Origin of the sequence: Meridianimarinicoccus zhengii, from assembly GCF_003254465.1 — a bacterium.
Lineage (GTDB): Bacteria > Pseudomonadota > Alphaproteobacteria > Rhodobacterales > Rhodobacteraceae > Meridianimarinicoccus > Meridianimarinicoccus zhengii.
On record NZ_QDFI01000004.1, the window covers coordinates 17,984 to 44,226 of the forward strand.

Genomic DNA, 26,243 nt, shown 5'->3' on the forward strand with positions numbered 1-26,243 from the left:
CGTCTCCCGTCTGGCCCCGGCTGGCCCTGTCATGCACGGACCCCGGTGATAGCCCCGCACCGCGCCGCGCGAAAGGGGGGCCGCAGGGGCCCCGCGCTGCGGTCCCGCGGTCCCGTCGCGTTGCCCGTCCCGCGCACCGCGCCGCATTGCGCGCCACGGGGGCGATTGGTAAGCCATGCCAACCAATCCGGGGGGAGCTGCCATGCCCAAGATCACCTGCATCGACGATCTCAAGACAATCTACCGGCGCCGCGTGCCCAAGATGTTCTACGACTATTGCGAAACCGGAAGCTGGACGGAACAGACCTTCCGCGAGAACACCACCGATTTCGACAAGCTCTACTTCAAGCAGCGCGTCGCGGTGGACATGACCAACCGCACCACCGCCACCACCATGATCGGCGAACCCGTCGCCATGCCCACAGCCCTCGCCCCCGTGGGACTCACCGGCATGCAGCACGCCGACGGGGAAATCCTCGCCGCCCGCGCCGCCGAGAAATTCGGCGTCCCCTTCACCCTCTCCACCCTCTCCATCTGCTCGATCGAGGACGTGGCCAAGAACACCAAGAAACCCTTCTGGTTCCAGGTCTACACCCTCAAGGACGACGACTTCATGGAACGGCTCATGGGCCGCGCCCGCGACGCCGGCTGCTCCGCCATCGTCATCACCCTCGACCTCCAGGTGCAGGGCCAGCGCCACCGCGACATCAAGAACGGCCTCTCCGCCCCGCCCAAACTCACCCCCGCCTCCATCGCCAACATGGCCACCAAGATCGGCTGGGGCCTCGGCATGCTGCAAACGAAACGCCGCACCTTCGGCAATGTCGTGGGCCACGCCAAGGGCGTCACCGACCCCGGCTCCCTCTCCTCATGGACGGCGGAGGCCTTCGACCACGCCCTCGACTGGACCCGCGTGAAACAGCTCATGGACATGTGGGGCGGCAAGGTCATCCTCAAGGGCATCATGGACCCCGACGACGCCCGCCGCGCCGCCGATCTCGGGGCCGACGCCATCGTCGTCTCCAACCACGGCGGACGGCAGCTCGACGGCACCATCTCCTCGCTCCGCGCGCTCCCCGCCATCCTCGACGCCGTCGGCGACCGCATGGAAATCCTCTTCGACAGCGGCATCCGCACCGGGCAGGACATCCTCAAGGCCCGCGCCCTCGGCGCCCACGGCACCATGATCGGCCGCGCCTGGGTCTACGGGCTCGGCGCCATGGGCCAGCAGGGCGTCACCACCGCGCTGCAAACCCTCCACCGCGAACTCGACACCACCATGGCCCTCTGCGGCCACCGCGACATCAACGACGTGGGCCGCGACATCCTCCTCATCCCCGAGGACTTCCCGGGCCGCTGGTCCGCCAACTGACCCCTTCCCTTCCGCGCCGTTCCCCTGTAAGGGCACCGCTTCAACCGGGCATACACCCTTGGAGGATGCCCATAGCTAGGAGAAACATCATGGCAGGCGAGATCCCGGATCTTCACGCCGAACCACGCACGGGGACGGGCAAGGGGGCCGCCCGTGCAACGCGCCGCGCACATTTCGTGCCCGGCATCGTCTACGGGGGCGACAAGGACCCGCTCCCGATCCAGCTCCCCTACAACGCGCTCATCAAGCGGCTGAAACAGGGCCGCTTCCTCTCCACACTCTTCAACCTCAAGGTCGAAGGGCAGGAGGACGTGCGCGTGATCTGCCGCGCCGTGGAACGCGACGTGGTCAAGGATCTGCCGACCCACGTGGACTTCATGCGCCTGCGCCGGCACACCAAGATCAACCTCTTCATCCCGGTGGAGATCGTCGGGGCCGAGGTCTGCCCGGGCCTCAAGAAGGGCGGCATGCTGAACACCATCCGCCCCGAGGTGGAACTGGTCGTGACCGCGGGCGAGATCCCCGAAAAGATCACGCTCGACATCTCGAAATCGGTGATCGGTGACACGCTGACGATCTCGGACATTCCCCTGCCCGCGGGCGCGAAGCCGACCATCGACCGCGACTTCGTGATCGCGAACATCGCCGCCCCGACCGTGCTGGGCGCCGGCGCCGACACGGACGAGGACGAAGACACCGAGGCCGAAGCCGAGGCCTGATCCCGGCCCACCGCCGCGGACGCGACGACAGAACGGGGCCTTCGGGCCCCGTTTTTTGTGTGCGTATCCGACAGACCGAACCGCGTTCGATAACGCCAAAGCCTGCCCGCCGCCTGCCCCCGGCCCATCGCCCGCATCATCCCGCCGCAACACGCCCTGCCATCGCCCCCGGCGCACACCATCAGGGTCGCGCCCGGCCCGAGGGTGGGCGCTCGCGCCCGCCCTGGGGGGCGGGTCGGGCGCGACCCGGGCCGTTGGCCCGGGAACACACTGGCCCATGGAGTCGCAACCCGATAAAAAACGAGGATCCATGAGGAGCACGGGCCATGCATTTTCCCGAGGGCAGCACTCTACAGTGCGAAGCAAATTTTGACACAAAAATAGAAAGAGGGACAATCACTCACACAGACTTTGGAACTCAACTTGACATTTGTCGCTTTGGCGCAAAAGCTCCACTTAAAATTTCTGAGCCAATTTTCGCGCTAACTGAACACCTTGATACTATCTCTTTATACGATTCTTTCGAAGTCTTCTCTCAGGCTCGAACGCGCTCCCAATTCAATCATGCAGGAGTGCAATTTTCTCGAATCATGTCGAACCTATCCCTAATCGGAGAAGGACGATGGACAGAAAAGATGACTATCAGGCGTATTGCCTTTGATTTGCCCGAAACTCGCATCTTGTTAAATCACAGGACAACAGGCGCAACAGGTATCAACAATGATGACATCTTCACACTAAGCTCTGCCGGTCTAACCACCAGAGCATATTGCACCGTTTCTGCAAGCCACTCAGGCGCAGAAGTAGTCGAAGTTCCCCGCATAGAGATGGAATTTGATAGAGGGCAAAGCATACACTCCATCTCCGAACACGTTTTCCTCTTGGTATCTTTCTTCTCAATTTCGTTAGGGCGCCGCATTAAACCAGCTAGGATTGGAATAAGCCACATAACCCGCGAGCAAGAAACACCACAGGCTGCCGCGCGCGATTATTTTTTCTATGTGATGGGCGAATGGCAATTTGAACAATTGCAACCCGATCAGCACCAAAACTACAGCAGCCCCTTTCTATCTTTTGACCAAGAAGAACTAAATGCTCTAACCCGTTCCTTGACTGCTTGGATTTCACGGAGGCAAGATTGGATGAAAGCTTACGGCAACATGTTTAGTTGCCTCGCAAAGTCACAGGAAGTGAGTGGTGAGCGGCTGTTGTCAGCCTTCAAATGGTTCGAAAATCTACCAAATGCCCGCCCAGAAGCTTCGCTCGAAGCTGCTCAGCTCAACGAAATAGTTGAAGCAGCAAGTAATGTAGCCGCAAGGATAGACCCAAGTCTAAATGACCGCATTAAATCTAGCCTTAGCAAAATAGCCAATGAAACGTTCCGCAGCCAAGTCGAAAGGCTTGTTTCACTCGCGTGGAAAAAAACTTCAGCGCCGATCAATCCAGAATTAATTGTGAGGCACATCGTTAGAGGGCGACGGCTTCGCGGCGATGCCGCGCATAGCGTCCTCGATGTTTCTGGGAAAGATTCCTTTAAGGATTGTAACGGCGCAATTTTAGCCTTAGAGGCGACGTGTTTTATGCTAACCTTGGCTGACCTCACTGTAACAAATGACGGCCTCAATCGAATTTGGCACCATCGTATTATTAGAGATTTGAGACTAGGCGAACTTTAAGTCTGGTTTACTCCCCCTCCGCCCTCAACCTTTCCCGCTCCTCCGCCCGGAACTTCGCGATCCGCGCCTCGGCCACGTTCACCTGCGCGATTCGCATCTGGGCGAAGGTCGCCAGCACCCGGTTGATCCGCGCCTGGTATCCCTGTCCCATCCCGCGATAGAACTTGGCGACGCTCTCGTCCAGCAGCAGCGTCACCCGCACTTTCTTCTCCGTCACGTCCACGTCCCGCTCCAGCGTGTCCCACGCCTGCGGGATGTGCTTGTCGATCCAGAACGGCAGCAGGTCGTCGGCTTCCAGGTCCCGCACCTCCCCCATCAGCCGCTCGAACGCCAGCCGCGCCGCCTTGGTCTGGCCCGGCTCCGGGGCGGTGCGGTGCAGGTTGCGGGTCGGGGTTTTCGTCGGCGCGCGGCGGGGCATGGCAATCTCCGGTGTCTCGGTCGGTGTCCACCCTGCCCCGACACGGTTAACGCGCCCCTACGGACCCGCGCGCAGCGGTCCTATGGGAGTCATATGGAATTCATATGCGAGTCATATGATCCGATCAGTCGTCGGCGGAAATCTCTTGCACGGTCTCGAAAATCTCCAGCTCCGGCGCGCCTAAATACATGTTCTTGTTGGTATTTGCGCCCGCATGGGCCGCCCGGAACGCCTCCGACTTGGTCCAGGCCCGGAACTCCGCCTCCGACGCCCACGCCGTGTGCGACGCATAGAGCCGATAGCCGTCCTTCACCTCCCCTTTCAGTAGGTGAAACGCTTTGAATCCAGGCACTTGCCGCAGATGGCTGTCGCGCTGGACCCACATGTCCTCGAACGCGTCCTCCTGTCCGGGGACCACCTTGAACCGGTTCATCGTCAGATACATACTGCCCTCCATAGCCCGTCGCATCCTGTCAGATTTAGGCGGTAAATCAACAACTTCCAGCCTACGGAGTCCCCATGCGCCTGCTCGTCGGCCTCGGAAACCCCGGCCCCCAATACGCCAAAACCCGCCACAATATCGGCTTCATGGCCGTGGACCGCATCGCCGAAGACCACGGCTTCGCGCCGTTCCGCAGCAAATTCAACGGCTTACTGTCAGAAGGCAGCTTGCGTGGCACGAAAACCCTTCTCCTGAAACCCCAGACCTTCATGAACCTCTCCGGCCAATCCGTCGCCGAATGTGCCAAGTTTTTCAAGATTTCCGTCAATGATATCATCGTCTTCCACGACGAGCTCGACATCGCCCCCGGCAAGCTGAAAGTGAAAAAAGGCGGCGGCCACGCCGGCCACAACGGCCTGCGCTCCATCCAGTCCCATCTCGGCCCCGATTTCACTCGCGTCCGCTTGGGCATCGGCCACCCCGGCCACAAGGACGCCGTGTCGCCCTACGTGCTTGGAAACTTTGCGAAATCCGACGACTGGCTCGACGATCTCCTGCGCGGAATCGCCCAAGGCGCCCCCGACCTCGCCGCCGGCGATTTCCCCCGTTTCCAAAACACCGTAGCCCTCAAAACCAATCCGCCCCGCCCATCCACCGGAACCGCCCCTGCGGCCAAGCCCGAACCCGCACCAGCGCCAGCGCCCGACGACCGCTCACCGCTACAACGGCTTGCCGATCGGTTCCGGTAGGCTATCCTTCTGGAAAGACAAGGAGTTCCCATGTCCAAGCTGCCATCGATCAACGTGAACGGCGATCCGCTCCAGCCCTGTTCGACAGCGCCGATGACCGGATTTTTCCGCAATGGCTGCTGTGACACCGGCCCCGCCGACCGCGGCAGCCACACGGTCTGCGCCATCATGACCGCCGAGTTCCTCGCCTTCTCGAAATACGTCGGCAACGATCTTTCGACCCCGCGGCCCGAATTCGGCTTTCCCGGACTCAAACCCGGCGACCGCTGGTGTCTTTGCGCCGGGCGCTTCTTGCAGGCCCACGACGACGGCTGCGCGCCCGAGGTGAATCTCGAAGCGACGCACGAACGTGCCCTCGACATCGTGCCGCTGTCGGTGCTGACGCAGTACGCCCGCACCGACAGCTGAGTTTCAGATATCGGTCCCGAGCGCCTTCGCCACGGTGAAGATGTCCTTGTCGCCACGCCCGCACATGTTCATGCAAATGAGGTGATCCGCAGGCAATTCGGGCGCGATCTTCAGCACATGGGCCAGCGCGTGGCTAGGCTCCAGTGCGGGGATGATCCCTTCCTGCGCGCAGCAGACCTGGAATGCGTCCAGTGCTTCCCGGTCGGTGATCCAGACGTATTTCGCTCGGCCGATCTCGTGCAGCCACGCATGCTCCGGCCCGATCCCCGGATAGTCCAGCCCGGCCGAGATCGAGTGGCCTTCGAGGATCTGCCCGTCGCGGTCCTGCAAAAGGTAGGTGCGGTTGCCGTGCAAGACGCCGGGGCGGCCACCGGTCAGGCTCGCGCAATGCTCCATGCGGTCGTCGACACCATGGCCGCCGGCCTCGACGCCGATGATGTTCACGCTTCGGTCATCGAGGAATGGATAGAACAGACCCATCGCGTTCGAGCCGCCGCCGATCGCCGCGACGAGAGTATCCGGCAAACGACCTTCAGCAGCCTGCATCTGTTCCTTCGCTTCCTTGCCGATGATGGACTGGAAGTCGCGCACCATCGCCGGGTAGGGATGCGGCCCCGCCACCGTGCCGATGCAGTAGAACGTGTCGCGCACATTGGTCACCCAATCGCGCAGAGCGTCGTTCATGGCATCCTTCAGCGTGCCGCGCCCGGATGTGACCGGAACGACCTTGGCCCCCAGCAGCTTCATCCGGAACACGTTGGGCGACTGACGCTCCACGTCGTGGGCGCCCATGTAAACGATGCATTCAAGTCCGAACTTGGCGCAGACCGTTGCCGTCGCCACGCCGTGCTGGCCCGCGCCGGTTTCGGCGATGATCCGGGTCTTGCCCATGCGCCGCGCCAGCAGAATCTGGCCCAGCACATTGTTGATCTTGTGCGCGCCGGTGTGGTTCAACTCGTCACGCTTGAGATAGATTTTCGCCCCACCGCAATAGTCGGTCAGTCGCTGCGCGAAATAGAGCGGCGAAGGTCGCCCGACATAATGGGTCCAGAGATCCTTCATCTCGTCCCAGAAACTCTGGTCGGTCTTGGCGTGCTCGTACTGCTCTTCAAGTTCGAGGATCAACGGCATCAGCGTTTCGCTGACGAAACGCCCGCCGAAATCACCGAAACGGCCCTTGTCATCGGGTCCGCTCATGAAGCTGTTGATCAGATCGTCGGGCATCGGAAAACCTCCTGGCGCTGAAGCCCGTCGATACCGCGACAGCGGGCGGGCGTAAAGCGTGACAGCGCGGGCCTGGCCATCAGCCATGAAAACGCGTGCGCGGCGTGGACGTGGGGACAAGCCCCGGACGGTTCACGACGTCCCGCACCCCGAAGCCGCCCTCAAGAACGCGGCAATCTTCTTGCCGTCCTTATGCCCCGGCGCACTTTCCACCCCCGAGGATACGTCGACCTGCCGCGCGCCCGTGAGTCGCACCGCCTCGACCACGTTGGTCGCATCGAGCCCGCCCGCAAGCATCCAGGGCACCGGCCAGCGGCGGCCTGCGATCAGGCGCCAGTCGAAGGCCAGACCGTTGCCGCCGGGCAGCGCCGCGCCCTTGGGCGGTTTCGCATCCACGAGCAGCATGTCCGCCACCTGCGCATAGGCGTCGAGCGCGCGCAGATCCCTGGCATCGGCCACGCCCACAGCCTTCATCACCGGCAGCCTGCTGCGGGCTTGAACCTCGCGCACGCGGTCCGGCGTCTCGTTGCCATGGAGCTGCAGGATATCGACCGGCACGCGTGCAAGCAGAGTGTCCAGCCCCGCATCATCCACATCGACAGTCAGCGCGACCTTGGCCACGCCCGGCGGCACCCCATCCGCAAGCACCGACGCCGCGTCCACCGACAGATGCCGCGGCGATTTCGGAAAGAACACGAAGCCGACATAGGACGCACCCGCGGCAACGGCCACCGCCACGTCCCCGGGCCGGGTCAGACCGCATATCTTGACCCGCACATCGTCACGCATGGCAGGTCAGGTCGGGCGCCCGTCTTCGAGTAGGGCGAGCACCTCGTCCTTGCCCTCGTTGCGGTCGGATTTCAGCTTCTCGACCTCCTTGGCCAGCATTGCGCGCTCGCGGCGTTGCGCCACGGCTTCGGAGCGATGCTTGTACTCCCGCATCCATTCCCAGAAGAACCCGAGCAGGATCCCCACCGCGATACCGCCGAACACCACCGCATAGAGCGGCACGTCGATCGAGAAATTGTACTTCGTGAAGGGCACGAGATCGGCCGGAAGAAGCGTCAGCGTCACGACGCTGCGATTTGCGAAGCCCACGATGACCAGCGCGATGGCGATGAGCGCGAGCACGAGATAGGTGACGAAACGCATGGGAACCTCTTACTTGCCGTTGAGCCGGTCGCGCAGAAGCTTGCCGGTCTTGAAGAACGGAACGTGTTTTTCCTCGACCTCGACGGCATCGCCTGTGCGCGGGTTGCGCCCCACGCGCGCATCCCGCTTCTTGACCGAAAAAGCCCCGAAGCCGCGCAGCTCGACCCGGTCGCCGCGGGCCATCGCCTCCACGATCTCTTCGAATATGGTGTTGACGATGCGCTCCACGTCCCGCTGGTACAGGTGCGGGTTCTCGTCGGCGATCTTCTGGATGAGTTCCGAGCGGATCATGGCAGCATCCCTTCCGTGGCCCCTTCTTCTTGTCGTGAAGGTTATCATCACTCTACAGGTTAGCGGCCTGATTTGAGAAGCATAAATGCGAACGGGCCGGCATTTCGCGCAGGGCTTCGCCCATTTTCCAGCCACGGGCGCGCCTTTCGCGGGTCAGGGTGGACGCGCCGTAGTACAGCGAGCCGCCAGCCCGCATCGATTCGCGATGAAAAAGGGCGCGCCCCGCAGGACGCGCCCCATGTTCCCGTAACGGAACCGCCGCGCGATCAGTCGTTGTTGCGCAGCGCCGCACCCAGGATGTCGCCCAGCGACGCGCCGCTGTCGGACGAGCCGTACTGTTCCACGGCTTCCTTTTCCTCGGCGATCTCGCGCGCCTTGATCGATAGGCCCAGACGCCGGGTCTTGGGGTCGATATTGGTCACGCGCACGTCGACCTTGTCGCCGACCTGGAACCGCTCGGGGCGCTGTTCGGCGCGGTCCCGGCTCAGGTCGCTGCGGCGGATGAAGGACTTGGCGCCATCATAGGACACCTCGATCCCGCCATCTTCGATCGCCGTGACTTCCACCGTCACGATGGAACCGCGCTTCACGCCGCTCGTCGCTTCGGTGAAGGGGTCGCCGTCCAGTGCCTTGATCGACAGCGAGATGCGTTCCTTCTCGGCGTCGATCTCGGTGACGACGGCCTTGACCATCTCACCCTTGTGGTAGTTGCCGATGACATCCTCGCCACGGCCTTCCCATGTCAGGTCGGACAGGTGCACCATGCCGTCGATGTCTTCGTCGAGACCGATGAACATGCCGAATTCGGTGATGTTCTTGACCTCGCCTTCGACGACGGTGCCCACGGGATACTTCTCTTCGAAGACTTCCCACGGGTTGCGCATGCACTGCTTGAGCCCGAGCGACACGCGGCGCTTGGCCGGGTCGATCTCGAGGACCATGACCTGCACTTCCTGGCTGGTGGACACGATCTTGCCGGGATGCACGTTCTTCTTGGTCCAGGACATCTCGGACACGTGCACGAGACCCTCGACACCCGCTTCCAGTTCCACGAAGGCACCGTAATCGGTGATGTTGGTCACGCGGCCGGTATGCACCGATTCCAGCGGGAACTTGTGCTGCACCGTTTCCCAAGGATCTTCCTGCAGCTGCTTCATGCCGAGGCTGATGCGGTGGGTTTCCTTGTTGACCTTGATGACCTGCACCTTGACCGTCTCGCCGATCGCGAGGATCTCGGACGGGTGGTTCACGCGGCGCCATGCCATGTCGGTGACGTGCAGCAGGCCGTCCACACCGCCCAGATCCACAAAGGCCCCGTATTCGGTGATGTTCTTGACCACGCCGTCCACGGTGTCGCCTTCGTTCAGCTTGCCGATGACCTCGGCGCGCTGTTCGGCACGCGATTCTTCCAGGATCGCACGGCGCGACACGACGATGTTGCCGCGACGGCGATCCATCTTGAGGATCTGGAACGGCTGCTTGAGCCCCATCAGCGGGCCGGCGTCGCGCACGGGGCGTACGTCGACCTGGGAACCGGGCAGGAAGGCCACGGCACCGCCGAGATCGACGGTGAAACCGCCCTTGACGCGGCCGAAGATCGCGCCCTCGACACGGTTTTCGTCGGCATAGGCCTTTTCGAGATGATCCCAAGCGGCTTCGCGGCGGGCCATCTCGCGGGAGATCACGGCCTCGCCGCGGGCGTTTTCGACCTGGCGCAGGTAGACCTCGACCTCGTCGCCGACGCCGATATCGGGCGCCTCGCCGGGGGATGCGAATTCCTTCAGATCGACACGGCCTTCCATCTTGTAGCCGACGTCGATGATGGCCTGGCCCGCCTCGATGGCGATCACGCGGCCCTTGACGACAGACCCCTCGTCGGGCGTGTCGATTTCGAAGCTCTCCTGCAGAAGGGCTTCGAATTCTTCCATGGATGTGTTTTGCGACATATGTCTTAGGGTTCCTTGGGTTCGATTTGCTGGCCGGGCGGTTGTCTCCGCCGGTCTTGGATTGGTCGTGCCGTCACCCGGCATCCGGAAAAACGCAAAGGGCCGGTGAAGTGCCGACCCTGCCCGCATGTTCCGATTCCGGCTTGACGCCGTGTTGACGCTGCGCGCTATAACGGCTCCGACCTGTCCGGGCAAGCCTTATCGCGCCAGAGCGGCCTGCACATGGGCGGCGGCGGCCGCGACGGCCGCGTCGATATCCATTTCGGACGTGTCGATGATCACCGCACCTTCCGCCGGACGCAGGGGCGCGGCGGCACGGTCGCTGTCCCGCCGGTCGCGCGCACGCAGGTCGTCAAGCACCGCGTCGATCGTCAGATCCGGGTCGGCCAGTTCGCGCCAGCGCCGTTGGGCACGCACCGCGTCGCTGGCCGTCACGAACAGTTTCACCTCGGCCGCCGGGCAGATCACCGTACCGATATCCCGCCCGTCCAGCACGGCACCGCCGTCGCGCCGGGCGAAGTCGCGCTGGAACGCGACGAGGGCAGCCCGCACGTCGGCCATGGCCGCAACCCGGCTTGCGGCCTGTCCGGCCGCCGAGCTGCGCAGGTCACCGCGGGCCAGGTCTGTTTCGGTCAGGCTTTCGGCGGCTGCGACGGGGTCCATGCCCTCTGCCACCTTGGCCCCGGTTGCCCGATACAACAGACCGGTGTCGAGATAGCCAAGGCCGAACCGCGCCGCCACTGCACGCGCAATGGTGCCCTTGCCTGCCGCAGCCGGTCCATCGATCGCCACCGTGATTGCCATGCCCGCCCCCTTTGCCGTGACCGGTCATCGCAAGGCCGACGCGGCGGCGCAATCAGAATTCGGGCCGCACCGGCACCAGCCCCGCCAGTGGCGTGTCGCGTATCTGCCGCAAGAGCGCCACGAACCCGTCAACCTGATGCACGGCCGTGTCATGGCCCTTGTCCGGCGTGGCGATGGACGCATCCCCCACCGTCCCGACCGGGTTCAGGTCCGACGAGATCCAGCCGTAGCTGACCGGGCCGATGGGCGATATGCCGCCATCCTGCGCGCTCGACCGGTTGTTCAGCGCCGCGCCCATGTCCACCGTGTCGGGCCGGAACGCCAGCATGAGCGAGGTTTCCACATCCCCGCCATGGATGCCGAAGCGCAGTTCGTCCGCCGGGAACATGCCGTCGGGATGGCCGAAGCTGCCCCATTGGCATTTTACCGCCAGCATCCCGGCGCGCACCCGCAATTCCCGCGACAGGATCGACACGAGGTCGAGATTCCCGCCATGGCTGTTGACGATGGCGATCTTGCGCACGCCCGCCCGCGCGACGGACAGGCCGATCTCCACCCAGGCCTTCAGGGCCGTCTCGGCGGTCAGGGTCAGGGTGCCCGGCGCGTGCAGGTGTTCGTTCGACTTGCCCACCGCCTGCACGGGCAGGATGCGCAGGTCCAGATCATCGGGGCAGCGCGCGCGCAGTACGTTCAGCATCCCCGTGGCGATCATCGTGTCCGTGCCCACCGGCAGATGCGGCCCGTGCTGTTCGATCGCCGCCGTCGGCAGCACCGCGATCACCCGTTCCGGGTCGATCCCGTCGAACTCGGTCGTGCGATACTCCGCCCAGTCCAGTCGCCTTACCATCACGCGTCCCCCATCTTGTAGGTCGCAGCGAGCCGCCCGCGCAGGTAATCTGCGCCCGTCACAGGCGGGTATTTCGGCACACCCGTGCCCGGCAGTGCCGCGATCACCGCGTCCGGGTCCGGGTCGAGGAAGAACGCCACCGACCGGCGACGGTTCCGGGGCGGCAGCACCCGGTGCGGGGTGGACACGTAGATATCGTTGGTCCAGCGCATCAGGCAATCGCCGATATTCACGACATAGGCACCGGGCACATGGGGCACGTCCGTCCAGTCGCCCCCGCGCGCACGCACCTGCAGACCCGGCTCGCCATCGGTCGTCAGAAGCGTGATCGACCCGTAATCGGTGTGCACGCCCGCGCCGATCTCGTCTTCGGCACCGCTGGCGGGCGGGTAGTGCAACAGCCGCAGCGTCGCCATCGGCGCGCGGAAATGGAGGGCGAAATGATCCTCCGCCAGCCCGAGATCGCGGGCGAAAGCGCGATGCAGTTCAGCCCCCAGCGACAGGCAGGCATCGAAATAGGCGCGCATCGTGTCCGCGAAGCCGGGCAGGTCGGGCCAGCGATTGGGCGCGCGGAACGGCTCCCCCCGCAGCACGCGCGGATCGTCTGCGGCAAGGTCGAGCCCGATGTTAAACGCCTCCTTCCGGTCGGCCCGCGCGCCGGTGTCGTCGAGCTTTTCCGCCCCCTGCGGCACCCAGCCCCGGTTCGACCCATCCTTCAGGATGGACAGCGGCGCCTTGGCGTCGTCCGGCTGCGCGAAGAACCGATCAGCCTGCGTGAACACATCGGCGGTCAAGCCGGGCGCGATGCAATGCCCGGTCAGCAGGAAGAAACCGGTCTCGCGGCAGGCAGCACCCAGATCGCGCACGAACCCGTCCGGGTCCGTGCCAAACCGCCGGAAGTCGAGGACCGGGATCATGCCGTGGCCTCTTCGCGCTGTGCAGGTATGCTCACCAGTCGGTCCACCCGCGCCGCCACGGTTCGCAGATGGGCGGCCCGGCTTTCGGGGGTCGAGCTGTCCATCAGGTAGTGGGCCGCGAAACTTGTCCGGCAGCGCCGCGCGCAGATCGCCCTCACGCCGCGCAGCAAAGTCCGCCTGCCGGGTGCGCCGACCAGCGCCGTCAGCCAGCGCGACGCTCCGCATGTCGTGTAGGCCGCGATCGCCGTGACATTCGTCAAACCGGGGCGAATGTCTGCGTGATCCGCGTCCGGCATCAGGAACGCGACGCCCGGCACCAGCACCCGGTCGAGCCACCCTTTCAGCCGCGCGGGCAGCCCGTACCACCATGTGGGATAGACGAAGACCAGCGTATCGCACCACATCAAGGCATCCACATGCGCTTGCACGGGGGCGCAGTTCACCGCCTCGTCCTCGTAATCCGCCAGTTCCGCGGCGCTCAGGCTGGCCTCGAACCGCTCGCCATAGAGGTCGATAACCCGCACCTTGGCCCCGCCGCGTTCAAGCCCGGACACAACGGTATCGCGCACGGCCGCCGTGAAGCTTTCAGGGTTGGGATGGCAATAGATCACAAGGGCACGCATCGGTCACAACACTTTCATTTCGCGGTCTACACGGTCGAGGAACCCGGCCCGCACCGCGTCATCCGCCCGGTTCATGTCGTAGAGCGCCAGGTACCGCATCCGGTCGGGGCGGCACACATGCCAGACCGCGCGCGTCACGCAGCGCCGCGGCGGGTCGCCTACCAGCAGCGCCCGCAGCCGCGTGCCGCCATAGGTCGTCACGGCGGCCAGCTTGCGGATATGCGTCAGGTTCGGGCGCACCTTGCCGTCCTCCAGCCGGAACGACACGCCCGGCAGGAAGACCCGGTCGAGGAACCCTTTCAGGATCGCCGGGTAGCCGAAATTCCACACCGGGAACACCATCACGAGCGCCTCCGCCGCACGCAGCCGGTCGACGTAGTCCTGCACCGGGGCGATGTTGCCGGGGTCGTGATAGCCGCGCCGCTCGGCCTCGGTCAGCACGGGCTGGAACCCCTCGGCGTTCAGGTCGCAATCGTCCACGTCCCAGCCGCGCGCGGTCAGCGTGTCCACCACCCGCCCGTGAAGCGCAGCCGAGAAGCTTTCGGCGCATGGATGCGCGAACAGGACCAGCGCGCGGGTCATTGCGCCCGGCCCGCACATCTTCTGTCCGCGAATATCCCCGCCGGAGGCATGAAATCTCTCCCGCGCCGCTATTCCGCCGCCTGCAGTTTCGGATAGGCATACATCCGGTCATAGCCCCAGTCGGGATCGTCCCAGGCGATCATCTTGCCGGGGTTCAGCAGGCCCTTCGGATCGGCCTCCTGCTTGAAGCGCAACTGCCGGTCATCAACGGTCTGCCGCCCGCCTTCTTCCAGCGTGTAGCGATGCGGGTTGAAGATCATCGCGCCCGCGTCCTCGTGCATCTTCACGATCTCGTCCAGCCGTGCCTCGGTGGTGAATTTCACAAGGCTCAGCCCCGCGAACATGACCTTGCCGTTCTCGCGCAGAACCTCGAGATGCTGGAGTACCTCGGGGCTCAATTCATCGCGGATCTTCTCGACGAGCTTCAGATGCTCGGGAAAGCCGTAGCGCACCTGAAGATACGTGATGTCCGGATCAACCTTGAGCGCCCGCAGGGTCGTGTGGTTCCAGCCGTATTCGAACACCGCGCCGGGCGTCCGGCCCCATGTACTGGCATCGGAGCGATAGATCAGCGACGCCTGCGGACGGCGGTTCAGGAAGGTCTCGAACCCGTCCATCGAATGGGGCGCGACCATCAGCCCCACGAGCGTCTGGCCCTCGGTCACATGGGGGCGGACCCGCTGGAAATAGTCATGCGCTATGGGGGCCTCGTAGACGCTGGCGAGCTTGATGAGGATGCCGTCCTGGTTCGCCAATTCCTCCGCGAAGGTCGCGGCGGGCATGAAATCGTCGAAGGCCACGAACATCTCGACCCAGTCATATGCGGGGGCGAGCGGCAGTTCCAACTCCGTGATGATCCCGTTGGTGCCATAGGCATGGCTGACGCGCGCCAGTTCCTCGCCGCGGAAGTCGAGCACGCGCGGTTCCTCTTCCATCGTCACCACGCGCAGGCGGATGATGTTGCCCAGATCACGCAGAGAGCCCCAAGTGCAGGAGCCTACGCCGCCAGAACCGCCCGCGATGAACCCGCCGATGGACGCCGTCGCCCAAGTGGAGGAGAACATGCGCAATTCCTGCCCGCTGTCAGCACGGGTCGCGGCGTCCACGTCTTTCAGCAGGCAGCCCGGTTCCACGATCACCCGGCCCGGATGGATTTCCTTTACTGCGTTCATGTGGTGCAGGTGCATCACGCAGCCACCCGCCAGCGGCATGGCCTGCCCGTAATTGCCCGTCCCCGCGCCGCGGGTCGTGACCGGCACGTCATGGGCGTAGCACACGCGCAGCACCTCGATCACCTCGGCCTCCGTGCGGGGCGAAACGACAAAATCGGCCACGACATGATCCAGCCGGTCCTTCAGCACCGGCGAATACCAGAAGAAATCCCGCGACTTCGCCTTGATGGCGCTGTCCTTCTGTTCGATGTCCAGATGCGACAGGGCGGCCTTGGCCGCGGCGACGTTGGGTTTCATGCGGTCCTCATCAGCGGGTCAAGCTCGGCGTAATCCGGCAGGGTGCGGTCGATCTGCTGCCCGGCGCGCAGCACGATCCGGTCGGCTTGCGGGCGGGCGAAAAATTCGGTCCAGCTTCGGGCGCGGCAGATCACCAGATCGGCCGGCGCACCAATATTCAGCGACGGCACGTCGAAACCGCAGGCGCGGGCCGGGTTCACCGTGAACGCCTCCACCCAGTCGGGGCGTCCGTGGTCGAGATGCCCGATCCGGGTGGCCTCGCGCATCACCTCAATCATGTCCATGTCGCCATAGGCGTAGAACGGATCGCGGGTATTGTCCGACGCAAAGCTGACGTTGATGCCGCGGGCGCGCGCTTCCTGCACCAGCGTGATGCCGCGCCCGCGCGGGGTGCGCCCGGCCTGCCGGTCCTGCAGGTAGAGGTTGCACATGGGCAGCGACACGATGTTCAAACCCGCGCGCGCCACCAGATCGAGCGTGTCGAGCGCACGGTCCTCTTCTTGCGTGGACAGCGAACACAGGTGGCCCACGGTGATGGGTGCGTCGAAGCCCATGTCCAGCGCGACCTCGGCAATCATGCGCAGGGTTTCGCTGGCAGGGTCCATCGTCTCGTCCACGTGGAAATCGGCCGCAAGCCCCCGGTCGGCGGCGAGGCGGAAGAGGCCCTCCAGCCGCACGCGAAGGTCCGGCACGGGATATGTCACCATGCCCAGCACACCCCCCGACTCCGCCACAAGATCGGCGGTGGCGCGGAACGCGCCGTCCATGTCCGCCGCATCACAGCCGACAAGGCACACGCCTTGCAGGTCGATCCGCCCGGCCCAGTCGTCCCGCAACTCGCGGAACACGGGCCACGAGATCGCGTCCTGCGGCTGCAGGCTGTCGAGATGCGTGCGCACCGCCCGCGTGCCATGGGCAAAAGCGCAGCGCAGCGAAAAATCCATCCGCTTGCGCACGTCCTCGGCCGACCAGTTCGTGGCACGGTCCGCGGCGACGGTGTTCAGCGCCCCCATGAAAGTGCCGTCCGGGTTCGGCGCACGGCCCCAGATATGCCCCTTGTCAAGATGGGTGTGCATGTCGGTGAAGCACGGCAGGACCATCGCGCCCGCCATGTCCACCGCCACGGCCTGCGGCGGGCCGATCCGGCCATCGACCACCGATATCTCGGTGCGGACCAGATCGCCCTCCTGCCCCAGCAGGCAGGCGGGCACGGTCACGTTGGCAAGGGTATAGTCGCCGCTGGGCAGGGCACGGAAATCCATTCAGGTCTCTCGCTTGATGGCACTGTCGTGCCACTTGCGTAGCAGAAGATGCGCCAGCAGCGACAGCGCCGCGAAGATCACCACGCCCATGGCGGCGATCATCGACAGCGCCGCGAACATCCGCGCGATGTTCAGCCGGTACCCGGCCTCCTGTATCCGCGCGGCGAGCCCTGCCCCTACGCCACCCGTGCCGGCGACCAGTTCAGCCACCACCGCGCCGATCAGTGACAGCCCGCCCGCGATCTTGAGACCGCCAAGGAAATACGGCAGTGCCGAGGGCAGTTGCAGCAGCCACAGCTTCTGCCAGCGCGTGGCACCGTAGATGCGGAAGAGATCGCGCAGGTTGTGATCGACGGAATTCAGCCCCAGCGTCGTCGACGACAGCACCGGGAAGAACGCTACGATCCACGCACATAGCAGCATCCCTGCGGTCTTGCTTTCGACATAGATGAAGATCAGCGGCGCGATGGACACCACGGGCGTGACCTGAAGGATCACCGCATAGGGGTAGAGCGACAGTTCCAGCAGCTTGGACTGGTTGAACAGGATCGCGAGCCCCGCACCGCCCGCCACCGCAAGCGCAAGCGCCATCAGGGTGATCTTGCCCGTCAGAAGTGCCGCTTCCCACAGCATCGCCCAGTCGCCGGTCAGGCTGTCCCACACGCGCCCAGGACCGGGCAGGATGTAATGGGGGATCTCGTTCCACGCGACGATCCGGTCCCACAGCCACAGCGTACCCAGCAGCATCACCAGCGGCAGCGCCCATCTGGCGATCCGCTCGGCCCGCGCGCGGGCCTGCCGCCGCGATTCCTCGGCGTCCAGAAGGGCGGGGGCGCGGTCGGCCATGGTCATGCGGCGGCTTCCATGGCGGTGTGCAGGGCATCCGACGCCGCGCGGCAATGGGCGGCATAGTCGGCTGATGTCCGGAATTCCTCGTCCCGCGGATAGGGCGCATCGACCGACAGTTCGCGCACCACGCGGCCGGGCCGCGCGGCCATCACGACGATCCGGTCCGACAGGAACACGCTTTCGAACACCGAATGGGTGACGAAGACCACGGTGCAGCCGATCCGGTCCTTCAGCGCCAGAAGATCGTTGTTCAGCTTGAACCGCGTGATCTCGTCCAGCGCGGCGAAAGGCTCGTCCATCAGGATCAGCCGCGGCCGCGTCACCATCGCCCGCGCGATGGACACGCGCATCCGCATGCCGCCCGACAATTCACGCGGATAGGCGGTCTGGAACTTCTCCAACCCCACCAGCCGCAGCACTTCCAGCACTTCGTCCTTCACGGCGTTGTATGTCTGCCCGCGCAGGCGGAAGGGCAGCCAGACATTGTCGGCCACGGTGGCCCAGGGCATCAGAGTCGCTTCCTGGAACACGACGCCCAGATCGCCCGCCTGCTGCCCGCCATGCCATTCCATTCGCCCCGCCGTGGGCTGGGTCAGTCCGGCCATGATGCGCAGGGCCGTGGACTTGCCGCAGCCGGACGGGCCGAGCAGAGAGATGAAATCGCCCGCGTTGACCGACATGGTCAGCCCGTCCAGTGCCGTGACCCCGCCCGCGAAGGTCTTGTTGATCCCTTGCAGGGTCATCACGGGGGCCCGGTCGAAAATCGGCGGCTGGGTCATCGCATTCCTTCGCACGAAAATGTCCGGGGGCACGCTGGCCCCCGGCTGCTCGATAATCCGGAAAATCAGTTGGCGGGCTTCAGGTCCATTCCGAGTCCCTGGTTCACGAACTCGATCGTGTAGGAGGCGGCAATGTCGATCCCGTCCTCGATCACGCCCGCGGCCACCATCTTGCCGTAGAAATCCGCGACCACGTCAGGGTTGATGGCGCCGATCCCCATTTCAAGCGCATCGCCGCTGTCCACGATCCCCTCGGCCAGCATCCGTTCGATGGCATAGTCGATCTTGTCCTGCGTCATGTCCGGGTTGGCTTCGAGGATCATCGCATTGGCCGCAGCGTTGTCGCCGTAGAGATAGTTGTACCAGCCCTTGATCGACCCCTCGACGAAGCATTTCACTTCCTCGGGCTTGTCGGCGATCGTGTCGGCCATCGTCTCGATCGTGGTGGCGTAGCTGGTGAAGCCCGCATCGGCGATCAGGAACACATTCGGGGTGAAGCCGCCTTCCTGGATGATGACGTAAGGCTCTGACGACAGGTAACCCTGCATCCCCATCCGCTTGTCCGCAAGGAACGGCGCGGGGTTGAACGTGTAGGGCTGGCGCTGTTCCACCGTGAAGCCCCATTCGGAAATCATCCACTGGTAGTAGCTCGTGAATCCGTTGTCGCCGATCAGCAGCGTCAGGTCCTTCAATTCCTCCCAGCTGTCCGCCTCGCCGGGATGGGAGATGATGACCTGCGGGTGCTTCTGGAAGGTCGCCGCGACCATCACCACCGGAATGCCTTCCTTCACCGCGTTGAACGCCTGCAGCATGTCGCCGCCCATGTGGTAATCGATCCGACCGGCAAGCATCAGCGCGCGGTTGTTCACCTGCGGGCCGCCCGACACGATTTCCACGTCGAGCCCGCATTCGGCATACGTGCCGTCCGCCACGGACTGATAGAAACCGCCATGCTCTGCCTGGGCAAGCCAATTGGTACCAAACACGACGCTGGCGTTCTGCGCCGTCGCAGCGCCCGCCAGAGCCAGCCCGAGTGCAGTCGTGCAAAGGAAGGTCTTGGTCATTGTCGTCTCCGTGCGCCCTGTTGTGCGCAGACCTTCCCGAGACGCGGCCCGATGGCAAAGACACAACCGCGTTGAGCCATGGTACCGGTGTCGATTTGCGCAAAATTCAGGCAAGACCAGGCAAGTATGCCCGCAATATGAGCGGACCTTCGTATCCTTGCCCGGAAATTCGGCGTTTCCCAGCCCGGACGAACAGATCGGGGCTATCAGGAAACCTCGCAACAGGAGCCGCCATGATTTCGCTAGCCCCCACCAGCATCGCCCCGCCCTTCGCCCGCTATTCGCACGGCGTCATGCTGCCGCCGGGGATGCGGCTTCTGGCCACGTCCGGCCAACTGGGGCTCGCGGCCGATGGTACGGTGCCCCCGGATGCACAGGCGCAGGCCGGGATTTGCTTCGGCAATCTCGACGCGCTGCTGGCGGAGGCGGGCGGCGGCCGGGAACATGTCGTGCGGCTGAACGCCTATGTCACCGACCGCGCGCATATGGCGGGATACATGGCGGCCCGCGACGCGTGGCTTGACGGGGTGCCCGTGCTGCCTGCCTCAACCCTGATGATCGTGTCGGGCTTCACCAAGCCCGAATTCGTGGTGGAGATCGAGATGCTCGCCGCCCTTCCCGGCTGAGGGTTCACGCCGCCAGCGGTTCGATCAGGTCCGGGCCGGTCGCGCGGTTGGAATTGACTGCCGTGCCGACCCGGTGCCAGACCAGCGCATCCTCGGGCGCGGCCTGCATCAGCCGCGCGGCCCCCTTCCCGGCCTCCCCCAGCCAGAGCGGCCAATCGGCAGGGTCGAGGATGACCGGCATCCGGTGGTGCAGTTCGGCCATGGCCGGGTTCGCAGCCGTCGTGACGATGGCGCAGGTGGCCAGATGCGTGCCATCCGCCCCGGACCAGTCCTGCCAGACGCCCGCCATGACCAGCGGGGCGCCGTCCGCGCGGGCGATGAACCATGGCAGACGGTTGCCCGCTTCGTCCTTGGTCCATTCATAGAAACCCGTCGCGGGGATCAGGCAGCGCCGTTCCCGCGCGGCAGCACGAAAGGCGGGCTTGTCCGCGATGGTCTCGGCCCGCGCGTTGATCAGCAACGGGCCATCGTTCGGGGTCTTGTACCAGTGCGGTATCAGGCCCCAGCGCAGCGCCGACAGCCGCCGCCCCGCGGGGCCCGACCGCACCACATGGATCGGCACGGTCGGACAGACGTTGTAGTCAGGCGGCACGGGCAGATCGTTGTCGGGCGCGGCATCGAACAGCCGCGCCATGGCGTCCACCGGCAGGGTGATCGCGAACCGCCCGCACATGGCCGGATCATTGCACCATGCGGATGCGCCCGTCGGTATAGGGCTGGTAGGGCGCATTCTCGGCAAGGTATTCCGCCGTCACATCCGCGAGGTCGGGACCGAAGTCGTAAGCGTTCATCGCGTCGACGAACATCGCGTACCCGTCACCGCCATTGCGGACGAAGTTGTTCGACACGGCGCCATAGACGCGGTCGGGATCCAGCGGTTCGCCGCCCACCGTCACATCCGACACGCGGGATCCGACGGGCTGCGACAGATCCACGGCAAAGCGCAGGCCCGCGACCTGCGGGAAGCGGCCGGCGCCCTCCTCGACCTGACTCACGCCGTTTTCCAGAGCGGCCAGAATCGTCGCGCCCGTTACCTGAAAGGTAGACAGCGTGTTCTGGAACGGCAGCACGGTAAGCACGTCGCCCATGGTGACCTCGCCCGACGGGATGGACGCGCGAAGACCGCCGGAATTGACGATGGCGATGGCGATCCCCTGATCGGCCACACGCGCCAGCATCGCATCGGCGACAAGGTTGCCCATCTCGCATTCCATTGCGCGGCACACGCTGCGGTCGCCTTCGATCGGCGCCGCGGTCTCGGCCACGACGCGCTGCCGGATTTCCGCCAGCGGCATGGCGAGTTCCGCGATGCGCGCCTTCACGGCCTCGTTCTCGACCACGGCAGCATCCATGATGAGCGGATCGCCCACCGCAGACACCACCCGCCCGGCATCGTCGAAGCTCACGACCAGTTCGCCAAGGAACTTGCCATAGGCATAGGCCTGCACGATGGCCGTATCGCCGACCATTGTCGGGTACGGCCCGACCGCGTCCTCCGCGGTGTTCGACAGATACGTGTTGGAGTGGCCGCCGACGATCACGTCCACCCCGGTAACCTCTTCCGCGATGGCGAGATCGACGCGATAGCCCGAATGGCTCAGCACGATGATCTTGTTCACCCCGTCGGCTTCCAGCCGGTCCACCTCGGTCTGGACGGCCGGGGCCGGCGCCGTGAAAGTAACATTCGGGCCGGGGCTTGCCAGTTCGTCGGTATCCTCGGGCGTCAGGCCGATCAGACCGATCCGTTCTCCGCCACGCTCGATCACGGTGGATTTCATCAGCACATCGGCCAGCGTGGGCTCGGCCGAGACATCCGCATTCGACATCAGCACCGGGAAATCGACCGCGTCCATGAAACCGCGCAGCACCTCGGGGCCGTCGTCGAATTCGTGGTTTCCCACCGTCATCGCGTCATAGCCGAGCCGGTTCATCATCTCGGCCGCGGCCTTGCCCTTGTAATAGGTGTAAAACAGCGTGCCCTGGAACTGGTCGCCACCATCCACGAGGATTGATGCACCTGCGCGCGCACGCGCCTCCGCGATCGCGCTGGCAAGACGGGCCGATCCGCCGAAACACTCGCCCGCCGCGTTGTCCTCGGCTGAACAGCCGCTGTCATACGCACTGATCGGCTCGAACCGCGCATGGAAATCGTTCGTGTGCAGGATCGTGAGATCGAAATCCGCCTGTGCGGCGGTGGTGACGGCGATCAGCGCGGTGGTGGCGAACAGGCATGTTTTCATGGGTTACTCCGTGTGGGGGCAAACAAGGCCAAGGCGAGCATGGCACGAAACGGACAGGCTGCAAACGCCGTGCGCTTGACGGTCCGCGCCGTTCGGGTCAGATGGCGGCATGCTGATCTACAAGATTTTCCGTGCGGCGGAATGGTCCGCCCTCGACAGCGCAGGCGACACCGCTGGCGCGCCCATCGACATCGATGACGGGTTCATCCATTTCTCCACCGGCACGCAAGCTGCCGAGACGGCGGCGAAGCATTTCGCCGGGGTCGAGGGGCTGGTGCTCGCCGCCGTCGAGACCGATGCACTGGGCGACGATCTGCGATGGGAGCCGTCGCGCGGCGGTGCGCTCTTTCCGCATCTCTATCGCCGCCTGCGCCGGGACGAAGTGGCATGGACCGCACCGCTGCCCGTCGGCCCGGACGGCAGCCACGCGTTCCCCATGTTGCCATGAACGTCGCAGAGCGGATCGGGCTGGCGCTGCTGCACCGCATGGACCCGGAGCGCGCTCATGACATGGCGCTGGCGGCGCTGGCGCGGGGCATGGTTCCGCTGCCCGGCCCCGTCACATCCGACCGGCTGCGCACGCGGCTGGCGGGGCTGGACCTGCCCAACCCCGTCGGGCTGGCGGCGGGCTTCGACAAGACCGGGCGCGCCATGGCGCCGATCACGCGGGCGGGGTTCGGCTTCGCCGAATTGGGAGGCGTGACACCGCGCCCGCAGCCCGGAAACCCGAAGCCCCGCCTGTTCCGGCTGGCCGAGGACGAGGCCGTCATCAACCGCTTCGGGCTGAACGGCGCGGGGGCCGCGGCCATGGCGACACGCCTGCGTGACAGGCCGAAGGGCTTCGTGATGGGACTGAACCTTGGCGCGAACAAGGACAGCGCCGACCGCGCGCAGGACTACGTCGAGGTGCTGGAGACCTGCGGACCCTTCGTCGATTATGTGACCGTCAACGTGTCTTCGCCCAACACCGAGAACCTGCGCGACCTGCAGGGCCGCGCGGCGCTCTGGGCGCTTCTGACCGGGGTGATGGACGCACGCGCACGGCTCGACCGCCGCATACCCGTTTTTGTCAAGATCGCGCCCGACCTGACCGATGCAGAGCTTGCCGATATCGCCGAGGTTGCTTTGGCCAGCGCCATCGACGGGATCGTGGCCACCAACACCACCATTGCGCGCGACGGGCTGACCAGCCGGCACGCGCATGAGACGGGCGGGCTGTCGGGCGCACCGCTGTTCGACCGCTCCACCCGCGTGCTTGCGCGCCTGTCGCAGCTGACGGGCGGCAGGCTGCCGCTGATCGGCGTGGGCGGCGTGGGCAGCGCCGAACAGGCCTATGCGAAGATCCGCGCGGGCGCGTCGGCGGTGCAGCTCTATTCCGCGCTGGTCTATCACGGACTGTCGCTGGTGCCGCGGATCGCGCGGGGCCTCGACGACCTGCTGGCCCGCGACGGCTATGCCACCGTGGCAGACGCGGTGGGCACGGGCCGCGACGACTGGCTCTAGGCTTCGGCCTGCCGCTCCAGCGCCGGGTATCGCGCCGCCAGCGTCGCGCCGCGCGCAACGAAGCTCACGATGAACGCAGCCCAGAGCCCGTGATTGCCGAAGGCGGGCACCAGCAGCGCCGCCGCCACGGCATAGACCAGCGTGCTCAGGATCATCATGTTGCGCATGTCGGCTGTCCGGGTCGCACCGATGAAGACGCCATCGAGCATCCAGGCCACCGCCCCGATCACGGGCACCGCGACCATCCATGACAGGTAGGCGCGCGCGGCGTCGCGCACCGGCTCGGACGTGGTCAGCAGGTCGATCAGCGCCCCGCCCCCGACCGCGAAGGCGAGCGCCAGCGCAGCACCGCTGCCGATGCCCCATATCCCCGTGAGCAGCGCCGCCCGCCGCAGGTCTGACCGCGCCCGCGCGCCCATGGCCTGACCCACCAGCGCCTCTGCCGAAAAGGCGAAGCCGTCCAGCGCATAGGCGGTGACATACATGAACTGCAGCAGCACCTGGTTCGCCGCAAGCCGCACATCCCCGAACCCGGCGGCAAGGAACAGGAAGGACAGGAACACCGCCTCCAGCAGCAGCGACCGGATCAGGATGTCGCCGTTGACCTGCGCCAGATGCACCAGCCGCGCGCGGTCCAAAACCCGCGGCCAGTCGCGGAAGGCTGGCATCCCCAGCGCGTCGCGGCAGAACCAGAGCCCCAGCGCCAGCCCGGACCACTCCGCGATCAGGGTGGCCGCCGCCACGCCCTCGACCCCCCAGCCCATGACCGGCACGAACAGAAGGTCCAGCCCGATGTTAAGCCCGTTCATGGCCAGCTGGATCACCAGCACCGCGCGCGTGCGTTCCTGCGCGATCAGCCAGCCGGTGACGGCGAAGATCCCGATGGCCGCCGGGGCGGACCAGATGCGCAACCCCATATAGGCACGGGCCAGCGTTTCGACCTCGTCCGACGCGGGCGCCAGTGCGAAGGCCCCCGAGAACAGCAGCCATTGCCCCGCGATCAGCGCGGCACCGCCAAACCCCGCCAGCATCAGCCCGCGCGCCAGCAAGGCGGCGACCTCCGCGTCATCGCCCGCGCCACGGGCCTGCGCCGCAAGCCCTGTCATGCCCATGCGCAGGAAGCCGAACACCCAGTAGACGGCGGTCAGGAAGACGGCACCCAGCCCCACGGCCCCGATGGGCGCGGCCTCACCCATCTGGCCCACGACGCCCGTATCCACGAGCCCGAGGATCGGGACGGTGGCGTTCGACAGAACGATGGGCAGCGCGATATGCAGCACCCGGCGGTGCGACAGCCGCACGGGTCCGGCGGCAAGATCAGTCACGGACAGGCGGCTCCGGCATCACGAAATGGCCGGTCGCTTGAGCGAACAGGCGGTTGCGATTGTCCTGCCAGCCCTCGACATGGACGCTGGCATAGCGCCGCCCGGACCGGTTCACCCGCGCCCGCGCATAGGCATCGCGCGGCAGGCCCGAGCGCAGGAAATCGACGGTGAAGTCCACCGTCTTGGGCATCCGCAGGCGGTTGTCCTGCGCCACCTGCTCGGGTGTCAGGCGCCCGCTTTCGATCTCGGGCCAGAGCCCCGACCATGTCAGTTCCACCAGTGCCGCGACTTCCAGGAAGCCCGCGGTCGCACCGCCATGGAGCGCGGGGAGCACCGGGTTGCCGATCAGCGTCTCGCGGAAGGGCAGGATCGCGGTCAGTTCGTCCCCGCGGCGTTCGAACACCACGCCCAGCGTGCCGATAAAGGGCACCCGCCCCACAAGTGCGGCCAGCGTCGCGTCGCGCCGCTGCTTGACCACCTGCATCGGTTCGGGGCGGGTGCGGCCGGTCATCCGTCGCCCTCCGGACGGGACACGGTGAAGGCCCCCGCGGCGGTGGCGATGGGCGTGTCGGGATCATCGTCATGGGCCGTCGCCCGGACGAAGGCGATGGTGCGGGTCACGCGGATGCATTCGGCCCGAGCGCGCACGGTCTGCCCCGGCTGCGCCCCGCGCATGTAGTCGATGCGCAGATCGAGCGTCGCGGTGGCCACGCCCGCATCCGGATGGCTCATCACCGCGCCGCCGCAGGTCGTGTCCATCAGCGCCGACACCGCACCGCCATGCATCACGCCGGTTGCCGGATCGCCCACCAGATCGGCACGGTAGGGCAACGCGAGCTCCGCCCAGCCCGCACCGACGCCAAGCATATCGAGCCCGAGCGCGCGGGCATAGGGCAGATCGGTGATGAAGGCGCGCACGGCGGCGATCCGCGCTTCGGTATCCGCATCCGTCATGG

General features: G+C 65.5%; 30 protein-coding genes. 8 read left to right on the top strand and 22 right to left on the bottom strand.

The annotated features are described in order from the left end of the window. Positions 1-202 precede the first annotated feature (202 nt). The 3 genes from DDE13_RS01965 to DDE13_RS22745 all read left to right on the top strand — a co-directional run bounded on the left by DDE13_RS01965 (position 203) and on the right by DDE13_RS22745 (position 3,767). Positions 203-1,372 carry an alpha-hydroxy acid oxidase gene (locus DDE13_RS01965; RefSeq protein WP_111401073.1) on the top strand — a complete coding sequence of 390 codons (1,170 nt, stop codon included), beginning with the start codon at positions 203-205 and terminating at the stop codon, positions 1,370-1,372. Positions 1,373-1,461: 89 nt separating this feature from the next. Further along, positions 1,462-2,091, top strand: a complete 630-nt coding sequence (locus DDE13_RS01970) for a 50S ribosomal protein L25/general stress protein Ctc (protein WP_111401074.1) — start codon at positions 1,462-1,464, stop codon at positions 2,089-2,091. Between the two features lie 326 nt (positions 2,092-2,417). After that, positions 2,418-3,767 carry a hypothetical protein gene (locus tag DDE13_RS22745; RefSeq protein ID WP_162630829.1) on the top strand — a complete coding sequence of 450 codons (1,350 nt, stop codon included), beginning with the start codon at positions 2,418-2,420 and terminating at the stop codon, positions 3,765-3,767. Between the two features lie 7 nt (positions 3,768-3,774). Here the strand turns inward: DDE13_RS22745 and DDE13_RS01975 are convergent, their stop codons facing one another. Then, positions 3,775-4,185, bottom strand: coding sequence for a BrnA antitoxin family protein (locus DDE13_RS01975; RefSeq protein WP_111401075.1), 411 nt, complete (start codon positions 4,183-4,185; stop codon positions 3,775-3,777). A gap of 124 nt (positions 4,186-4,309) precedes the next feature. Further along, complete coding sequence (locus DDE13_RS01980; protein ID WP_111401155.1) at positions 4,310-4,630, bottom strand: antibiotic biosynthesis monooxygenase family protein; 321 nt, start codon at positions 4,628-4,630, stop codon at positions 4,310-4,312. Positions 4,631-4,704: 74 nt separating this feature from the next. Between DDE13_RS01980 and pth the strand changes: the two genes are divergently transcribed. Continuing rightward, on the top strand, positions 4,705-5,376 hold the full coding sequence (gene pth, locus DDE13_RS01985; RefSeq protein WP_111401076.1) for an aminoacyl-tRNA hydrolase: 672 nt from the start codon (positions 4,705-4,707) through the stop codon (positions 5,374-5,376). A 30-nt stretch (positions 5,377-5,406) separates the two neighbouring features. After that, on the top strand, positions 5,407-5,784 hold the full coding sequence (locus DDE13_RS01990; protein WP_111401077.1) for a DUF2237 family protein: 378 nt from the start codon (positions 5,407-5,409) through the stop codon (positions 5,782-5,784). 3 nt (positions 5,785-5,787) lie between these two features. On the opposite strand, the gene trpB is transcribed toward DDE13_RS01990, so the two are convergent. The 15 genes from trpB to DDE13_RS02065 all read right to left on the bottom strand — a co-directional run bounded on the left by trpB (position 5,788) and on the right by DDE13_RS02065 (position 19,593). After that, positions 5,788-7,008 carry a tryptophan synthase subunit beta gene (gene trpB / locus DDE13_RS01995; RefSeq protein WP_111401078.1) on the bottom strand — a complete coding sequence of 407 codons (1,221 nt, stop codon included), beginning with the start codon at positions 7,006-7,008 and terminating at the stop codon, positions 5,788-5,790. A 132-nt stretch (positions 7,009-7,140) separates the two neighbouring features. Then, the gene (locus DDE13_RS02000; RefSeq protein ID WP_111401079.1) at positions 7,141-7,797 is read right to left on the bottom strand and encodes a phosphoribosylanthranilate isomerase; all 657 of its coding nucleotides are present in this window, start codon (positions 7,795-7,797) and stop codon (positions 7,141-7,143) included. 6 nt (positions 7,798-7,803) lie between these two features. Continuing rightward, entirely contained in the window at positions 7,804-8,160 is a 357-nt protein-coding gene (locus tag DDE13_RS02005; RefSeq protein ID WP_111401080.1) for a LapA family protein, read from the bottom strand. Positions 8,161-8,169: 9 nt separating this feature from the next. Next, on the bottom strand, positions 8,170-8,451 hold the full coding sequence (gene ihfB / locus DDE13_RS02010; protein WP_111401081.1) for an integration host factor subunit beta: 282 nt from the start codon (positions 8,449-8,451) through the stop codon (positions 8,170-8,172). A 266-nt stretch (positions 8,452-8,717) separates the two neighbouring features. After that, a complete protein-coding gene (rpsA, locus tag DDE13_RS02015) occupies positions 8,718-10,397 on the bottom strand; it encodes a 30S ribosomal protein S1 (protein WP_111401082.1) in 1,680 nt (559 codons plus the stop codon). 198 nt (positions 10,398-10,595) lie between these two features. Next, the gene (locus DDE13_RS02020) at positions 10,596-11,201 is read right to left on the bottom strand and encodes a (d)CMP kinase (protein ID WP_111401083.1); all 606 of its coding nucleotides are present in this window, start codon (positions 11,199-11,201) and stop codon (positions 10,596-10,598) included. A 52-nt stretch (positions 11,202-11,253) separates the two neighbouring features. Continuing rightward, positions 11,254-12,048 (bottom strand): creatininase family protein, encoded by a 795-nt coding sequence (locus DDE13_RS02025; RefSeq protein WP_111401084.1) that lies wholly within the window; start codon positions 12,046-12,048, stop codon positions 11,254-11,256. Next, on the bottom strand, positions 12,048-12,965 hold the full coding sequence (locus DDE13_RS02030; RefSeq protein ID WP_111401085.1) for an isopenicillin N synthase family dioxygenase: 918 nt from the start codon (positions 12,963-12,965) through the stop codon (positions 12,048-12,050). The genes DDE13_RS02025 and DDE13_RS02030 overlap by 1 nt, the downstream gene beginning before the upstream one ends. Beyond that, positions 12,962-13,588 carry an NAD(P)H-dependent oxidoreductase gene (locus tag DDE13_RS02035; RefSeq protein ID WP_111401086.1) on the bottom strand — a complete coding sequence of 209 codons (627 nt, stop codon included), beginning with the start codon at positions 13,586-13,588 and terminating at the stop codon, positions 12,962-12,964. Before DDE13_RS02035 ends, DDE13_RS02030 begins: the two co-directional genes overlap by 4 nt. 3 nt (positions 13,589-13,591) lie before the next feature. Continuing rightward, entirely contained in the window at positions 13,592-14,170 is a 579-nt protein-coding gene (locus DDE13_RS02040; RefSeq protein ID WP_111401156.1) for an NAD(P)H-dependent oxidoreductase, read from the bottom strand. Positions 14,171-14,238: 68 nt separating this feature from the next. Then, positions 14,239-15,639, bottom strand: coding sequence for an FAD-binding oxidoreductase (locus DDE13_RS02045; RefSeq protein ID WP_111401087.1), 1,401 nt, complete (start codon positions 15,637-15,639; stop codon positions 14,239-14,241). After that, entirely contained in the window at positions 15,636-16,901 is a 1,266-nt protein-coding gene (locus tag DDE13_RS02050) for a cytosine deaminase (RefSeq protein ID WP_111401088.1), read from the bottom strand. The genes DDE13_RS02045 and DDE13_RS02050 overlap by 4 nt, the downstream gene beginning before the upstream one ends. Further along, positions 16,902-17,753, bottom strand: coding sequence for an ABC transporter permease (locus tag DDE13_RS02055; RefSeq protein WP_111401089.1), 852 nt, complete (start codon positions 17,751-17,753; stop codon positions 16,902-16,904). After that, positions 17,750-18,529 (bottom strand): ABC transporter ATP-binding protein, encoded by a 780-nt coding sequence (locus tag DDE13_RS02060; RefSeq protein WP_111401090.1) that lies wholly within the window; start codon positions 18,527-18,529, stop codon positions 17,750-17,752. The genes DDE13_RS02055 and DDE13_RS02060 overlap by 4 nt, the downstream gene beginning before the upstream one ends. Positions 18,530-18,594: 65 nt before the next feature. Continuing rightward, positions 18,595-19,593 (bottom strand): ABC transporter substrate-binding protein, encoded by a 999-nt coding sequence (locus DDE13_RS02065; protein ID WP_111401091.1) that lies wholly within the window; start codon positions 19,591-19,593, stop codon positions 18,595-18,597. 233 nt (positions 19,594-19,826) lie between these two features. Here DDE13_RS02065 and DDE13_RS02070 point away from each other — a divergent pair, with 233 nt between their 5' ends. Next, positions 19,827-20,219: a RidA family protein gene (locus tag DDE13_RS02070; RefSeq protein WP_111401092.1), complete on the top strand. Its 393-nt coding sequence runs from the start codon at positions 19,827-19,829 to the stop codon at positions 20,217-20,219. Between the two features lie 4 nt (positions 20,220-20,223). On the opposite strand, the gene DDE13_RS02075 is transcribed toward DDE13_RS02070, so the two are convergent. Then, the gene (locus DDE13_RS02075; protein WP_111401093.1) at positions 20,224-20,892 is read right to left on the bottom strand and encodes an SOS response-associated peptidase; all 669 of its coding nucleotides are present in this window, start codon (positions 20,890-20,892) and stop codon (positions 20,224-20,226) included. Positions 20,893-20,899: 7 nt separating this feature from the next. Beyond that, positions 20,900-22,459 (bottom strand): bifunctional metallophosphatase/5'-nucleotidase, encoded by a 1,560-nt coding sequence (locus DDE13_RS02080; protein ID WP_111401094.1) that lies wholly within the window; start codon positions 22,457-22,459, stop codon positions 20,900-20,902. A 109-nt stretch (positions 22,460-22,568) separates the two neighbouring features. Between DDE13_RS02080 and DDE13_RS02085 the strand changes: the two genes are divergently transcribed. Beyond that, entirely contained in the window at positions 22,569-22,907 is a 339-nt protein-coding gene (locus DDE13_RS02085; protein ID WP_111401095.1) for a DUF952 domain-containing protein, read from the top strand. Beyond that, complete coding sequence (locus tag DDE13_RS02090) at positions 22,904-23,962, top strand: quinone-dependent dihydroorotate dehydrogenase (RefSeq protein ID WP_111401096.1); 1,059 nt, start codon at positions 22,904-22,906, stop codon at positions 23,960-23,962. Before DDE13_RS02085 ends, DDE13_RS02090 begins: the two co-directional genes overlap by 4 nt. Here the strand turns inward: DDE13_RS02090 and DDE13_RS02095 are convergent. Genes DDE13_RS02095 through DDE13_RS02105 form a run of 3 tightly spaced genes read right to left on the bottom strand, consistent with a single transcriptional unit; the run spans position 23,959 to position 26,241 of the window. After that, positions 23,959-25,287: an MATE family efflux transporter gene (locus tag DDE13_RS02095; RefSeq protein ID WP_394340277.1), complete on the bottom strand. Its 1,329-nt coding sequence runs from the start codon at positions 25,285-25,287 to the stop codon at positions 23,959-23,961. The two genes, DDE13_RS02090 and DDE13_RS02095, sit on opposite strands and share 4 nt — an antisense overlap. Beyond that, positions 25,280-25,798, bottom strand: a complete 519-nt coding sequence (locus tag DDE13_RS02100) for a PaaI family thioesterase (RefSeq protein ID WP_111401098.1) — start codon at positions 25,796-25,798, stop codon at positions 25,280-25,282. Before DDE13_RS02100 ends, DDE13_RS02095 begins: the two co-directional genes overlap by 8 nt. Continuing rightward, positions 25,795-26,241, bottom strand: a complete 447-nt coding sequence (locus tag DDE13_RS02105) for a PaaI family thioesterase (RefSeq protein ID WP_111401099.1) — start codon at positions 26,239-26,241, stop codon at positions 25,795-25,797. The genes DDE13_RS02100 and DDE13_RS02105 overlap by 4 nt, the downstream gene beginning before the upstream one ends. Between the last annotated feature and the right edge of the window lie 2 nt (positions 26,242-26,243).